Annotated in this window: 12 protein-coding genes; 11 read left to right on the top strand and 1 reads right to left on the bottom strand. The window is 39.4% G+C overall.

The genetic code is table 11. The features are described from left to right. Nucleotides 1–123: 123 nt before the first annotated feature. Nucleotides 124–4,164, bottom strand: coding sequence for a hybrid sensor histidine kinase/response regulator transcription factor (locus FAX86_RS14225; RefSeq protein ID WP_144394103.1), 4,041 nt, complete (start codon nucleotides 4,162–4,164; stop codon nucleotides 124–126). A gap of 124 nt (nucleotides 4,165–4,288) precedes the next feature. Between FAX86_RS14225 and FAX86_RS14220 the strand changes: the two genes are divergently transcribed. The 11 genes from FAX86_RS14220 to FAX86_RS14170 are packed head-to-tail and all read left to right on the top strand — an operon-like array spanning nucleotide 4,289 to nucleotide 14,231. Beyond that, nucleotides 4,289–5,404, top strand: a complete 1,116-nt coding sequence (locus FAX86_RS14220) for a hypothetical protein (protein WP_144394102.1) — start codon at nucleotides 4,289–4,291, stop codon at nucleotides 5,402–5,404. A gap of 16 nt (nucleotides 5,405–5,420) precedes the next feature. After that, nucleotides 5,421–6,080: a peptidylprolyl isomerase gene (locus tag FAX86_RS14215; RefSeq protein WP_144394101.1), complete on the top strand. Its 660-nt coding sequence runs from the start codon at nucleotides 5,421–5,423 to the stop codon at nucleotides 6,078–6,080. Nucleotides 6,081–6,102: 22 nt separating this feature from the next. Next, nucleotides 6,103–7,785, top strand: a complete 1,683-nt coding sequence (locus FAX86_RS14210; protein WP_144394100.1) for a hypothetical protein — start codon at nucleotides 6,103–6,105, stop codon at nucleotides 7,783–7,785. Nucleotides 7,786–7,793: 8 nt separating this feature from the next. Next, entirely contained in the window at nucleotides 7,794–8,282 is a 489-nt protein-coding gene (locus FAX86_RS14205; protein ID WP_144394099.1) for a hypothetical protein, read from the top strand. Between the two features lie 57 nt (nucleotides 8,283–8,339). Further along, nucleotides 8,340–9,044 (top strand): hypothetical protein, encoded by a 705-nt coding sequence (locus FAX86_RS14200; protein WP_144394098.1) that lies wholly within the window; start codon nucleotides 8,340–8,342, stop codon nucleotides 9,042–9,044. Between the two features lie 33 nt (nucleotides 9,045–9,077). Further along, the gene (locus FAX86_RS14195) at nucleotides 9,078–9,614 is read left to right on the top strand and encodes a hypothetical protein (protein WP_205859212.1); all 537 of its coding nucleotides are present in this window, start codon (nucleotides 9,078–9,080) and stop codon (nucleotides 9,612–9,614) included. 24 nt (nucleotides 9,615–9,638) lie between these two features. Beyond that, nucleotides 9,639–10,661, top strand: a complete 1,023-nt coding sequence (locus tag FAX86_RS14190; RefSeq protein ID WP_144394097.1) for a hypothetical protein — start codon at nucleotides 9,639–9,641, stop codon at nucleotides 10,659–10,661. A gap of 20 nt (nucleotides 10,662–10,681) precedes the next feature. Further along, a complete protein-coding gene (locus FAX86_RS14185) occupies nucleotides 10,682–11,356 on the top strand; it encodes a hypothetical protein (RefSeq protein ID WP_144394096.1) in 675 nt (224 codons plus the stop codon). A gap of 2 nt (nucleotides 11,357–11,358) precedes the next feature. Next, the gene (locus FAX86_RS14180; RefSeq protein ID WP_144394095.1) at nucleotides 11,359–12,708 is read left to right on the top strand and encodes a PASTA domain-containing protein; all 1,350 of its coding nucleotides are present in this window, start codon (nucleotides 11,359–11,361) and stop codon (nucleotides 12,706–12,708) included. Between the two features lies 1 nt (nucleotide 12,709). Further along, nucleotides 12,710–13,330: a PASTA domain-containing protein gene (locus FAX86_RS14175; protein WP_144394094.1), complete on the top strand. Its 621-nt coding sequence runs from the start codon at nucleotides 12,710–12,712 to the stop codon at nucleotides 13,328–13,330. Then, the gene (locus FAX86_RS14170; protein ID WP_144394093.1) at nucleotides 13,302–14,231 is read left to right on the top strand and encodes a hypothetical protein; all 930 of its coding nucleotides are present in this window, start codon (nucleotides 13,302–13,304) and stop codon (nucleotides 14,229–14,231) included. Before FAX86_RS14175 ends, FAX86_RS14170 begins: the two co-directional genes overlap by 29 nt. Nucleotides 14,232–14,234 lie beyond the last annotated feature (3 nt).

Raw genomic sequence — 14,234 nt, 5'->3', positions numbered from 1 at the left:
TTGCACCGTATGATTGATTCAATACGTTGTACTTTAATGAGGCGTCTATGTTGGGCGGTATTAAGTTTGCGACGGCCTGTATCAAATTTGCGACACCCTAATATCTCTTTTTAAATCAAAGGTTTACCCGGTGGCTGACTGCTGAAATTGCACTGGCGTTTGGTTAAACTCAGATTTAAAACAGGCGCCAAAATAAGCCGGAGATGAAAAACCCACCGTATGCGCAACGGTCGCTGCTTGCATATTTTGTTTAAGAAATAGCTTTGCTTGTTTTAATCGATATTGCTTCAAATATTCTTTGGGAGACATACCTATTGTGGCTTGAATTTTTCGTTGTAATTGGCGGCTACTGAGGTACATTTCTTCAGCCATACTTTCTGTCGAGAATGCCGCATTACTGTAGTTTTTTTCTACAATTCTTTTTATCTCAGCTAAAAATAGCTCAGTTTGATCTTGGTTTGTTGAATCGTTACTAATCTGTGATGGTGTACTAGCCGCATCGGATATGAAACGTTGTTTGAATTGTTTTGCCAATCGTTGGCGTGAGCGATGTAAATTATCGATGCGTTGTTTCAGTTCATCTAAATTAAAAGGTTTGTTTAAATAAGCATCGGCTTCAAATTGCCATCCTTTAATTCGACTTTTTTGATCGCTCTTTGCAGTTAATAACAGAACAGGTATATGGCTGGTCGCATTTGACTCTTTTAATCGTTGGCACAATTCATAACCATCGACTTGAGGCATCATGATGTCACTGACAATGATGTCTGGAATTTCCTTTTCTGCAATGGTTATGCCTTCTTCTCCGTTGGAAGCCTGCAAACAGTCAAACCACCAACTCAGTTCGTCCACCAACATAGTTCTTAAATCTTCATTATCTTCAACAATAAGTACTTTTATTCGTTCGGATGATTTAGGAGCGACCTGATAGGTTATTTGATGGGTTGCATTCGAGTCAGCTTGGAAAAATTCTTGTTTATTAGGTTCATGCGCATTGTCTAACATTGGTTTTATCGGAATACGAACAATAAAACGACTGCCTGTTTTTTCTCCATCTTCGACGAAAACTTCACCGCCATTGTCTGCTGTAATATCTTTAACAATCGACAATCCAATTCCCAAACCAGTGATGTCACGATCTTTTGTATTTTCCAAACGATGAAAGCGTTCGAATATTGAATTTCTTTTGGTTCTTGCAATGCCGGGACCATCATCCTCGACCGACATGTTTAACCAATCTTGGCTTTCAATAACCTTAATCTGGATATTTCCTTTCTCAGGTGTGTATTTGATGGCATTGATGATTAAATTGCCTAAAACCTGTTCGATAAAATCTTCACTTAAATATATAGTTTGTTGGCTAATATCCATTTCTAATTTCATCGTTTGGTTCTTTTCTCGAGCGATGGCGAGGTAAGCTTCAAATAAGTTATAAACATGATCTCGGATAGGAGTTGGTTTGATGTTATGCAGTTTATTACCATCCTGACGCGAATGGTCGATTAAATGATCGACCATTCTTACCAATCTTAAACCTTGACGGTAAGCTGCAGGCCATTCGCCATTTTTCGTTTCTTGTCGCATCATTCGCTGTATTGGCAACATCATCACCGTTAATGGTGTTCTGAATTCGTGAGAAACATTGGTATAAAATGTTTCTTTCGCTTTTAATAGCTCGGAAATTTCTACGTTCTTCTTTGATATTTCTAGCGTTCTTGCAGAAACTTTAGCTTCCAATGCCATGTTTCTACGTTTGAGTAATCTTGTTTGAACTTTTGCTGCTCCCCACATGAGTAGAAGTAATAAAAGTGCATAGACGGCATAGGCCCAGTTTGTCATCCAGAATGGTTTGGCGATAGTAAATTGAAAACTTTCTTCACCCCATTGCCCTAGCGGCAAACGAGACCGAAAGTCGAACGAATATTCACCTGGTGGTAGGTTGGTGAATACTGCATTTCTTACTGTATTCGGTGTTGATTGCCATTGATCATCAAATCCTGTTAAACGGTATTGAAACTCTTGAGATTCGGATCGTAAAAAATGAAAATTTGTAAATTCAAATTCGATTCTTCTATTGTTATAAGGTAATTGTGGCGTACCATTCTCTGACAGGGGAAAACTTTCAATGGAGCGGGTAATAATTTCGGAATTGAATATTATTTGGGTGAGTCCAACATTTGATTGGGTCGTTGAACTTACCGGAGTAAAGTAGACTAATCCGTTAGCAAGCGTAGAAAGATAAACTTCTCCTTTTGGTGAAATTGCTAAAGAAGTTGGATCAAAATTGTAACCATCAATATAATCGTAACGTTCGACGGACTGATTGGTTTTACGATCTAATCGATACAGAGCATTTGAAACTAACCATAAATCACCTCTCTGGCTTTCAAAGATTCTGGTAATGCCTGAGCCTTTTCTTTCTGGTGAAAAATTAACGACTACAAAATCATTCGTCTCTTCTCGATAACGGACTAAGCCGTTTGCACAACCAATCCAAATAGTACCACTTTCATCTTGATATATCGTATTAATCCAGTCTTCGGTGATTGTATTATTTTTATCCGATGCCTTATAGTGAGTGAGTAAGGAGCCGCTGAGATCTAAGCGATAAAGTCCATTGATGGTTCCGACCCACACTTGGTTGTCCTGGGATATATGAATGTCGAAGATTATTTGATTCTTTAAAAATACTTTTCTAGCGGCTTCTTTTAGTATTCCGTTTTCATCTTCCGAAAAATCCAAACGCAGCAATCCCTCAATTGTTCCTATCCAAAATCGATTACTGATAGTTGGATCTTCTTCAATCGATAGAATTGAATTTGATGGGCTGTTGCGTGTGGTTTCGTCAGGCCAAAAGGTTTGAAACTGTTCAGTATTTTCTGTATACAAGTTCAGTCCATTCAGCGTACCTAGCCAAATGCGATTTAGAGAGTCTTCATAGAGTGTAAAAACTCCATTATTACTTATGGAGCCAGGCTTCCCATCTTCTACATAGGTTTTATACTTATCTGCACCTAAAGGTTTCATATTAAGCCCCGCACTATGGGAACCAATCCATATTCTATTGGTACTGTCAATGAGTACCGAAAATAATGCTGAGCTAACTAAGCTGCTATCGTCTTCAGGTGTTGTAAGATAAAAAGCAATCGAATCGATAGAATGACTGATAACTCCTGAAATGGAGCTAAACCAGAGTATGCCATTTCTGTCTTCAAACAAATGGGAAAAGACTTCGTATTTATCGAGTTGTGGCACGTTGACAAATTGGCCTTGGTTAACATCGAAAAGAGCGACACCGCTATCATGTGTAACCCAAATTTTACCTTGTGAGTCATTAAGTATGAAACTCGTAACAATCGGTTGGTTCGCCTTATTCAGTTGTTCACCAGAATAAAAATTTAAAGTTTGTTCTGCTTTATTCCACTGATAAATTCCTTCGTTCGTTCCAAATAATACTGACTGATTATTATTGATGTGAGATATTGTCGTAATTAGCGCCGAAGATTTTGGAAGAGTTAAGATTTTTACAAACTGATTTTTTTCCGATGAAAATTCAAAAACTTCATTGCCAAGAGCGGCTAAAAAGTAATTGGGTCCAGAATGGACAACCGTATTCAAGTTTTCCTTAAAGCGAATGTCTGTTGGCAACTCATAATGCTCAATAATTGAATTATTTTGTATCTCGTGTAGCAATCCTCCGTTTGAGATAAGCCAAAGCCGACGATCCTCAGTTTCAACAATTGAATAGGCATGTTCGAGGCTACTTTCGCTAGAATTTGCAAGATACTTTAATTCCACTTTAACAAATTGATCGAGGTGTGGATTGTAACGTTTAATAGAGTTGGCACCCATTGCCCAAATGTCATGATTTGAACTAACAAAAATACGAAAATAAGAATCGTCCTTTAAGTAAGGTTTTAAATCGAATCCATCGTATCTAAACACACCTTCTGATGAGCTTATCCAAAGAAATCCTTTTTGATCTTGAGCCATTGATGAAATCATTCCCAATGTAAAAGGCGTTTTAAAATTTTTCTTTTCAAACTGCAAAGACGGGATTAATTGAAAGTCGAACTTTGTCTTGTTGGAGTTACTCGCGAGGATGTCTATACCAGTCATCAATAAAAATGCCGCGTAGATAAATATATCTATCTTAAATTTCAAGTGAAAGCTTCCATCTTTTGCTCCCCCCTGATGGGGAGTGTTATCAATTTTGCGATTTTTATACTCTTTCCGCGATTTCTGTTCAAGCCAACATTAACGATAATATTCACAGGAAAAAATATTGATGCAAGCTGACGCAAGTATAGACAACTCAAAAGACTGGGGAATCATTGTCCATTCTGTAGGAACTACCAATGCAAATGTGATTGGCGCATTGCATAAAGCGATTCCTGTTCCTGAAAATCAAATAGCTCGCAAAATCTATCAAGCGCCATCAATGTTACTGAATCAAATAAGCCAAGGTATGGCGGATGAAATTAGTGTCTTGCTCAATAAAATTGGATTACAAACTGAAGCAATTCATAAAAGCAAATCGATAGAAGAAGCTAAGGCGTTGTTCGATGTCTGTCTAGTTCTTAATGACAAAAAGCAAATGCCACAAATACTTGAAGTCTTGAAGTTATTTCTTGGCGTGCAAGAAGACCAATGTAAATCTATGTTGTTTCAAAGTCCTAATGTCATTATGGGCCAGGTTTCAAGAGCAACCGTTGAGGCTATCAGAGATCGATTTTCGGAGTTGAATGTCGATGTTAAAGCTTCAAGAATTTCCAATAGTAATTATTTGTTTTTGTACTATAACTTGACCGGCCACGAAAAGCATCAACTGAAATCGATACTCACGCCACATAATTTACAGCATTTATTAGAAAATAATGCATTTCTGGAACAAACTCTGACGAGATCGCAGGCGGATAAAATATGGCCTCACGTTAAACGCTTTGGTTCCAAAGTGAAACTTATTAATGCCGACTTTGCTCAGTTCGATGTGCAACTTGAACTCTCCGAGAAAAATAACGGCCTATTAAACATACTTGAGCAACACACGGATATTCCAACTCATTTATTATCTAAGGTGATTGATCGCGCTCCGATTGTTATTAAACGAAATGCGAGTTTTAACTCAACACTAGAACTAACCAACACGCTTAATGACAACCGTTCAAAATTTACGGTATTACCGGTCAGTATGCAGTACTTCAATATCGCCATTTCTAAAATGGGTCAGCGTGAAGTCACTGAAGACATTATTGCATGGATGACGGGATGTACACAGGAACAACTTAAAGAGCTGTGTTCAGGTCGAAAAAGCGATTCATTACTGTTAACGGCAACGCAGGCTCATTGGCTCGCACATGAACTTAAGCTCGTTGGCACTCACATTAATTTAATACTCGCGTAGGACTCCAGGAAAATTTATGAATTCAGAAACACGAACGTTAGAAAATATTGATCTTCATGAAGCATCAAACCAAGGAACAATTAGTGAAGAAACAAACACTGACGAAGCTCAATCGCAAGATTCAAATATAATTTTGCACATGGGAATAGCAGAGCATGGAAAAGTTTTAGCCCTTGAAGGGCAGTTTGAATCTGCCCTCGAACATTATCGTTATGCGATGCATCTGTCTGTGCAAAATAGTCATCCCGAAGTATTTTTTCGACATTATCTTGAGTGCGTCATTGAGTCTCTGGAGCTATCAAATAATTATGAAGAAGTAATTAATTATTGCCATAAAGCAATTGAGCTTTACGAAAATACACCACCGCCTCATGACATGGCGAGGTTTGATTTAGCCAATATCTATTTGCGGTTGGGTGTCATACAAATGAAACAAGGCAATAAAGAAGATGCTCTTAATCAAATCAAAGAAGCTAAGTTAAATGTACCTGATGGTTATCAACTTCCATTGGCCGATACGTTATTGCGTTGGTTGCAAACCAATTTGCACATTGATGAAAAGCGAATTCTTCAAGAGCAATATCGACATAACTACTTCAGTGTCACTAAGGACAGTGTGAGACCAGAAAAAGCGATTCCATTACCGGAAAACCTAAAGCAAGCAAAAATGCTTTAATGCCAAAACATAGGAGAAAACTATGGCAACATTCGATCACAAAGCAGTTGGTCAAGCACTACAAGAAGTTCCTATTGGAGATATGTTATATGGCTTATGCCATAACGTTGTCGAAACACAGGAGCGACTGGACCAAAATTCAGTTAAGCGTTTAATTGAGTTGGCGGAAAATAAATTAGATTTGCCTGATGGAAATGGTGGTACCAATAGTGTATCCATTTTGAGTTTAGGAATGGTACCGAGTTTTTATCACTTTTCGGAAGCAAATTTTCATCTAAAGGTTGATATAAAACATGAGGTAGGCGGCAAACGCAAAAAAAGTTTTGCTGTCGATTTAAATGCCAATTATGCCGATGGACGAGAAGAGAAAATTTCTGAGTATAAAAAGAATAAGAATAAGCACAGTGAGATGATATCAAACGCAAATGGAGGGTATTACTCTCGTTATTACTCAAAGCGTTCGGGCAACGAGGTCGACTTTATTTCTAAGAGAGTTGAAATACCGAGTACTGTTAAAGAGGTTGCTGGCGGTAATTTTCAACATTCCATTCAGGGTGTTTATTTAAGTCAAGAGCAAGTGAATAATTTTAACTACGCTCACGAAGGTCAGCTATGGCGCCCCCGTATTATCGTAGAAACACCTGAAGGATCGGTTCATCTCTGTATTTTAAACTTGGATACAGATGGCAATATTGATGGAAATTCTTTATCCGGTGGCAATGCGATTACTTTAAGAACGGATACAGCTGACAATCCTCAATCGAAGTGGCCTGTGATTGAATCTTCAAGTAATGCTCCTTTAGTTGCCTATATAGAAGATCCTGAAGATGCAACGACGGCCATTCCTATTCAGTACAAAGTCAATGTTATGACTCGTACCAAAGATAATGGCGTGGCGGTTCCTAGTACTGAAAGACATTTTGGTATTGTTTGTTTTACTAAGGATGGCGTCTTTGATGCTGTCAATGGTGTTTTGTCGAATGTTCCTGCCTCTGAGAAGGTGGATGAAGGAACGGATGACTATTATACCGACTCGCAAGGCGCAAAAGAAATCACCAATGCTGGTCCTGGTGATCAATCGGCTATCCCTGGAACAAAAGGTGGAATGTTGGATGTTGGTCGAGGTTATCACCCTGAGGTTGCGAATAAAATTACCGTTGATTGTGTTAGCCCAACCAACAAACATCAATATGAAGAAATAATCAATAGTGTTCCTTCAGATGAAGACATGAGTAAACATAAGCCAGATGTTGAAACTTTAGCTGATAATTATGGCCAGTTAAAGTTAGTTGTAAAACCCTTTCCTAAAGGACATCGAAAAGAAGGTAAACCCAATCATGGATGTTTTTATCAGCAGCTTGATGTTACTGGTGACACGCCATTTTTTACACAGTTGCCTCAACCTCGCAGTGTGACACCAAAGAAACCTGACTGGATTACTGAAGGTGAAAAACTGGAGAGTCAACAAGCTGAATATCAGGATAATGTTAATTCGAGTAGCAACTCTGGAAGTAGCGTCGAAGAAAACAGTCGTGATGTGGTCGATGCCGACAATCGCTTCTCTGCGGGCATTACCGGAAGTATGAGCGTCAGTGATAGCCGAAAATATAATTTTGAAATGAGCGCGACTTCAAGTATTGACGCCAAGCTTGTCACTATTCCGGCTCCTGCAGGTTTGGTTGATAAGCTACTTGATAACTTATAGGTATCACTATGTCAGCGTCTGAAGTTAATAAACAACTGGCTGAAGCTCCTTTACCTTTATTGATCAAAAATTTAGGTCAAGCGGTAGCTGACGCACAATTTGCGCTTGATACATATGCGTTGGAAATGTTAGCTAAGGCTGCAGAAAAAGGCGTTACATTACCTTCAGAAGATAAGCCTCGCTCTATGTTAGAGCTTGGCTTTACTCCCACTTTTTATCATTTTTCGGAAGCGAAAATGCTCGCAAAAGTTGCGTTCAGCATGAGTAAAAGTAGGGAAGTTTCTGTTGGTGTTTCTGCTTCCGGAGGCGTGCCAGGAATTTTTACAGCTTCGGTTAATGCCTCTTATTCCAATAAATATTCATTCAAAGCAGAAGGATCCAGTGAAATTGCGACGAAAGTCGTTTCTGTTCCAGCGCCAGGATACCTTGCAGACTTGATTGAAGATTTACGGCAAAGCAAGCGTGAAGAGCAAGGTGATAGTGAGGCAGATACTTAACCGTTTAGCCAGAAGCACATTAGTAAAAATAAACATCTAATTAATAGGACAAATGTTATGTCAATTGAAAGAATACAAGTAGGACAAGAACTATTGAATGTTCCTATGGGGCAAATGATCAGCTCAATGGCTTTGGCCATTGCTGACGCTCAGTGGGAGCTTGATAAGTCGAGTATGGTTGTGTCGGAACTTATGAGTGGTTCTCGACCACTTCGAGATCTTAATACCGGAGCTCTATTAAACAAAAATGGACTGGCTCCAACGTCGGATACGGATATTGGAGTGCTCGACTCGCGAATTTATTTTGGTTACGAGTACGACAAAACAACGAACAAAAGAATACCTAAAAAAGTCAGCATGATGGAGTTGGGATTTGTTCCGAATTTTTATCAATTTGTCGATACGATTATCGAAGTGAAAATAGCGATCAAGTCTCAATCTACTGAGAATCAGAGTGTTGATCGAACCTACGATTCTAACTATTCAGTTGAGAATAATAACCGACATTTTGGTTGGAGTGGTTGGTCATTTAATCGATGGGGTGGTGGTTATAATCGAGGACACTCAAAAACGACTCACACTACAGCATCGCATGTTGATGCGTCATACTCTCAAAAATACGGTTACAGCGTTGAAGGTGCCAGTTTGTTAAGAACAAAAATGGTACCGGTGCCTGTACCATCAATTCTAGAGGAGAGAATTCGAGATCTTATGGAGAAAGAGAAAGAATTTTATGAAAACGAAAACACTCTTGAATCTTAGAGCGAGAGTGTCGGCCAATAAGGAATTATCGTTATGAGTAATGCTGTGTCATTGGGTCAAGAATTATTAAATGTTCCTTTTCCAGAGATGGTTAAGAATTTGGGAGTCGGTATTGCCGAAGCTCAGCTTGAACTCGATATGGTCAGCACACGTATTGCCCAGTTAATGACTGGGCAACCCGTGAATACTGATGAAGACGAGAGTAATGCTGATGAAGATTCTAAGCATAAGGTTTATATAGGTACCACAGAATATTCCTTGTTAGAACTCGGCTTTACGCCAACCTTTTATCAGTTTGTTGACACGATTATCGAAGTAAAAATGGCGGTTAGTGTTAAACGCGAAACGAGTCAAAGTCGTTCAACAAGTAACAAAACGATATCTGGAAAAGTTAGGCCTTTTAGGGGGAGTGCGTCGATTTCGGTGTCTTCAGTTAATGCGTCTTACTCTTCGAAATATCAATACAGTGCTGAGGGCTCAAGTTTAATGCGTACCAAGTTGGTGCCTGTTCCGCCGCCCCAAACACTGGAAGATATTTTAAAAGAATATGCTAAGAAAGATACTCTTTAATGGAAAAGCCAGCGAGTTTATCGAATGAGTGATTATATTAGTTGGGAAAACTTGCTCGAAGACGATGAGGAGAGCGTTTCTCCTCAATCGTCGACGGTTGCTAAGACTTACCAAGAAAAAATAAATGTTGATGAGCTTCCAGTTAGTGATGAGTTTCAGAAACTTTTAAAAAAGCAAAAAAAGCTCGAGAATAAACTTAAGTCTTTAGCGGGAGAGTCGACGGATAAGACTCCCGAACAGCTTCGGCAAGAAGCGATGTTTAAAGTGCAAAGTGTTACAAAAGATTCGTTACGCGAAGATAAGCGAATAAAAAAGCTTAAAGAAGCCAAAAATAAATTATTGAAAAAGAGCCAGTTAAAGAAAGCTATTGAAAAAGCGCGTGATGAAAAAGAGCAAGAATTAAAGCGTAAATTTCTACAAAATAAAGCGATTAAACGACGCTTGGATGAAGCGAATAGCTTAGTGTCTCGAGGTCGAAATGGCTTTAGGAAAATTAAAAAGTCAGCCGATGACTTTAGCAAAGCGAGAGATTTGGTTCGAGATATTGCCCAAAGTGAGAAAAAGCATCGGTTAATGTTGTTGGAGCAAGCGGCGTTAGAAAAACTTCCACCCAATTTGGCTCGAACTTATAAGGGTGGGAAGGCCAAGTTAGAACAGCTTCAAGCAATTAGGATGAAGCAGCAGCGTCTGATGAGTGAAATTAAAAAGATGCAAGATGAGATGGATGCTGACTTTGATATGCCAACAGCTACAAGTGATGACACATCAGAACTCGAGTCATTGCGGAATATGGCTTTGGCGCAGCGTTCGCTGCAGCAACGATTGAGTGCTGCAATGGCTGAGAATAAGCAAGAAGAAAAACGCCAAGATTTACAGAAAGCACTAATACTTAAAAATAAATTAAATGAAGCAAAAGAGTTAGCACAACAATTTGGGCGTCGCAAAAAACGAAAAAGAGATGATGACTCTACCTCTCGATTCGATGAAAAGCGTGATGGTTCTAGAACCGATCGATTTGCGAAACGTGACTCGAAACGATTTCAATAACATTAATGTAGGAAAAGTAGATGAACGATCTAGATGATGAATTATCAGCGGGTATTGATGACTATCTATTGAGTTTGGCAGACAGTCTCAATGAAGCACAGCGTCAGTTGAATAGCAATATTGTTAAAGATGTTTCTGGTACCGCTATTGCGTACCAATTGCCCAAACTGGATTTTGAAATGAAGATGAGTTTAAGTATGCAAAATCGGGAGTCTGTTAACTCGTCTTCTCAAACAGGTAATGATGTCATCGGTCGGCTTCGACCCAAGCTCATGGCGCAAACGATTAATAAGTTTCAAGATACTTCTGAATCTGCCGTCAGTATTATTCGTGGGAGCTTTATTGCTGTTCCCGTGAACGGTGGTAAGCCAATGCCAAGAATATATACTGAGTTTCAAGAGGTAGCTTCGAATCAAAGTAATGTTAAAAAAATTCAATTATTCGTAACGCTTAAGTCAGACGCTGGAGAACTGGTTGAAGATGCTGATGTTGAGTTCAACTTGGATACACCTTTTGGTGCAACGAGTGATTTTACAATGTCGTCAGACACCTACTTGGAATCAGGCATTGTGACTACCAATCGGTTTGGCTTGGCGACCAATACATTGCACATTCATGAGAATGATTACAACGTTGGCATTCCGCTTATTATTGATGCTATGGGTCAAACTGATACGATTTTAATTAAGGAATAATAATGGCTGTTACAAATCAATACGCTCTGCAAAAGCAAGCTTTAAATGAAGTTATTAATGTATTGCAAATGCTTAGAATTGGACCCACACCGACGGGAGGCGGAGGAAGTGGTGGTTCTGGAGGTTCCGGAGGCGGCGGTGGTGGCCCGACTCCAATTGAAGATATTAAAAAAGCAGAACTTGAAATTGCGGATGAATCGCGTCCGAGTACTGAATTACTCAGTAGAGAATCATTAACGAATACTAGTGCTCGATATTCGACGAGTTCTGATGCGATTACCATCATACGCGAACAAGCTACCAAGCTAATCAATATACGTAATGCATTAGATGGCGTTATGCTAGATAAAAATAGTGAAATTAGTTCTCTCAATAATGATATTAGTTCTCTCAGTCGAACTGTGCAGCAAAAACAATCTGTAGTTGACAGTTTGAACTCTCAAAAGTTGGCGCTTGAATCGAGTAATAATCAAAAGCAAAGCACAATAACTCAGCTAACATCTGCGCGGAACACGGCAGAAACTCAACGCGATCAAGCGATATCTGAAAGAGATATTGCAATTTCAGAAAAGAATGCTTTATCGAATAAAGTAGTCACACTTGAAAGCGAGGTTTCTGGTTTAGAAACCAAGAATAGTGAGTTAGAAGCAGAGCTCTTAACGTCCGACTCTAAATTGCTTGAGGCAAATGAAGCGATTGAAACATTGAATTCTGAATTAGAGAATATTAATGAGGTCCACGCTAGTAATATTGAAACGCTAAAGGAAAGTCTGCAAAAAGACTATCAAGAAGCTCAAGAAGATCTTATTAAAGAAATGGAAGTGATTAAGCGCGATGCTGGTGCAGAGTCTAGCTTGCAAAGTTTTATCGAAACAACCAACAGTAACTTAGCTGCGGTTCAGGAAAAACTAAAGGCTGGAGGAGGAGCCTATAGTTTAGGACCCATAAAAATGTCTCTAAAAGTACTACCAGGAGCAAAAGGCGATTCCGTGAGTCTACCCAAGCTTACTGATCTAAAAGAGGTCAGTAATGATCACTTAAGTACGATTGACGTTACGTTTATGCCAAATCAAAAGTCAATTGGCTCAGGTCAAACTGATGACAGCGCGCCATCGCCGAAAATGATTGACTTAAGCAACATGACCGCAACGCATGCAAAGCGAAAATTGACTGCGCTAGGACTGCAAGTGCAACAGGTTAATCAAATGGTAAAAGATAAAACAAAAGATGGGCGTATTCTAAAACAAATTCCAACGCACTTAGAGGACTATCCGCAAAACGGAACTGTCACTGTTTGGGTCGGTAAATTACCCTTAGACGCAAAATCAACCGAAATTGAATCAGGAAAGTAACATGTCAACGAATCCTAATCTAAATGAGCTTGTCGATAACTTATCTGCGCCATTGGGTGATGTTATATCCGCCGTTGGGCGTGGTGTTGCCGAGGCACAGCAAGCGTTGGATAAACAAGTTATTCAACAGCTCGAATCGCTGAATATTAATGACGATCAAATGGTTAATAATTTAAGAAAGATTGGTTATCAACCTACCTGGTATCAAATTCCGGAAGCTAATGCAGAATTATTGATGGCAATTTCTGTTTCGGGGCAATCAAATAGCGTAAAAAAGCAAGGGAGTGCGCCCATTAATTTATATGCTGCGCCGGTGAATGCAACTTATATTAACAGCTTCGATTATGATATTAAGTCATTCAGTAAAGTGTCGTTTAAAGTGGTGCCAGTTCCACCTTCTACTCAAGCGAGCGAGGCTAAAGTTGTTCCTTCATTGGTACAGCGAACAGCGAAAGAAGCGAAAGAGCTTTTGGAGAAGTTGGGAATCGTTTATCAATTTAGCAATCAACGTGTTAATGAAGATGCAAGAGTGACAGATGTATCTCATCTCCCGGGTGATGTAATTACAGCAAATGAAACATTGGTTTTGACTCATGCAAACGTCACACACTCAATTGAATAATTCATTACCAGTTAGTCAGTTACTGTTTCAGACGGTTTCAGGTATAGCCGAAGCGCAAGCAGCACTTGATGCTTCAAGTGTGACTTCGACTGAAATGATGTCTGGGAAACTGTTTGACGAAAAAGGTCAGGTGTTGGATACGCGGATCCCAATAGCGATAGGATTCGAAGAAGGAAAACGGAAACAGGAGTTTTACAGTTTGTTTGAGCTCGGCTTTGTGCCTACCTTCTATCAGTTTGTTGAAACGGTAATTGAACTTAAAGTAAGTATGCGGTTGCGTGATGCAGAAGAAGAAATGGGTATTTTAGAAACAACACCCATCGATGCAACTTACATTAATCGCTACAACTTTAATATGCGTGGTGCGAGCGTTATTAATGTCAAAGTAAAGCCAGTGCCGCCGCCGCCGAATATTGATCGACTCACTGCGGATGAAGTTGAAGAAGATGACCGAGTCAGCGATTTAGAAGGTCCCGCTCCCATCTTGGAATTGTTTTCGAAGAGTTCTTATTTACTGGGTTCTGAATTGTCCGTTCTTTCTGGAGTACCCATCGAGTGGAAAGATCGTTTGAATAGTTTTGGGATTTCCGAGTTGAGCGATGTTTTGGATTTGGAAACTGGATTTGTTGAACAGCTGAATGACGCCGAGAAACGCGAGTACGCTCGATTGGAACTGAAGAAGAAGGTACAAGCGGTATGTTTTCCAGAAATCTATTTGCCCGATGTTATCACTTTGGATAATTCCGCAGGTGAATTGTTCAACGAGCCCGATTTAATCCCGTCGTTGAATTTGGATGGTCGCGATACTCAAGCGTTAAAGCAGTATTTATTAATTTTAGATACGTTTCTGGATAGCATGTATTTCCACCGTATTCCATTTTCTAAAATCGTCAGTCGCTAATTT

Origin of the sequence: Pleionea sediminis (assembly GCF_007570825.1) — a bacterium.
Taxonomy (GTDB): domain Bacteria; phylum Pseudomonadota; class Gammaproteobacteria; order Enterobacterales; family Kangiellaceae; genus Pleionea; species Pleionea sediminis.
Note: the sequence above shows the minus strand (reverse complement) of the source record. Positions and strands in the feature narration are given on the sequence as shown.

Excerpts from the sequence above, each read along its gene's own strand:
- FAX86_RS14220 (WP_144394102.1), top strand. The coding sequence starts at position 4,289 with ATGCAAGCTGACGCAAGTATAGACAACTCAAAAGACTGGGGAATCATT.
- FAX86_RS14215 (WP_144394101.1), top strand. The coding sequence starts at position 5,421 with ATGAATTCAGAAACACGAACGTTAGAAAATATTGATCTTCATGAAGCA.
- FAX86_RS14210 (WP_144394100.1), top strand. The coding sequence starts at position 6,103 with ATGGCAACATTCGATCACAAAGCAGTTGGTCAAGCACTACAAGAAGTT.
- FAX86_RS14205 (WP_144394099.1), top strand. The coding sequence starts at position 7,794 with ATGTCAGCGTCTGAAGTTAATAAACAACTGGCTGAAGCTCCTTTACCT.
- FAX86_RS14200 (WP_144394098.1), top strand. The coding sequence starts at position 8,340 with ATGTCAATTGAAAGAATACAAGTAGGACAAGAACTATTGAATGTTCCT.
- FAX86_RS14195 (WP_205859212.1), top strand. The coding sequence starts at position 9,078 with ATGAGTAATGCTGTGTCATTGGGTCAAGAATTATTAAATGTTCCTTTT.
- FAX86_RS14190 (WP_144394097.1), top strand. The coding sequence starts at position 9,639 with ATGAGTGATTATATTAGTTGGGAAAACTTGCTCGAAGACGATGAGGAG.
- FAX86_RS14185 (WP_144394096.1), top strand. The coding sequence starts at position 10,682 with ATGAACGATCTAGATGATGAATTATCAGCGGGTATTGATGACTATCTA.
- FAX86_RS14180 (WP_144394095.1), top strand. The coding sequence starts at position 11,359 with ATGGCTGTTACAAATCAATACGCTCTGCAAAAGCAAGCTTTAAATGAA.
- FAX86_RS14175 (WP_144394094.1), top strand. The coding sequence starts at position 12,710 with ATGTCAACGAATCCTAATCTAAATGAGCTTGTCGATAACTTATCTGCG.
- FAX86_RS14170 (WP_144394093.1), top strand. The coding sequence starts at position 13,302 with ATGCAAACGTCACACACTCAATTGAATAATTCATTACCAGTTAGTCAG.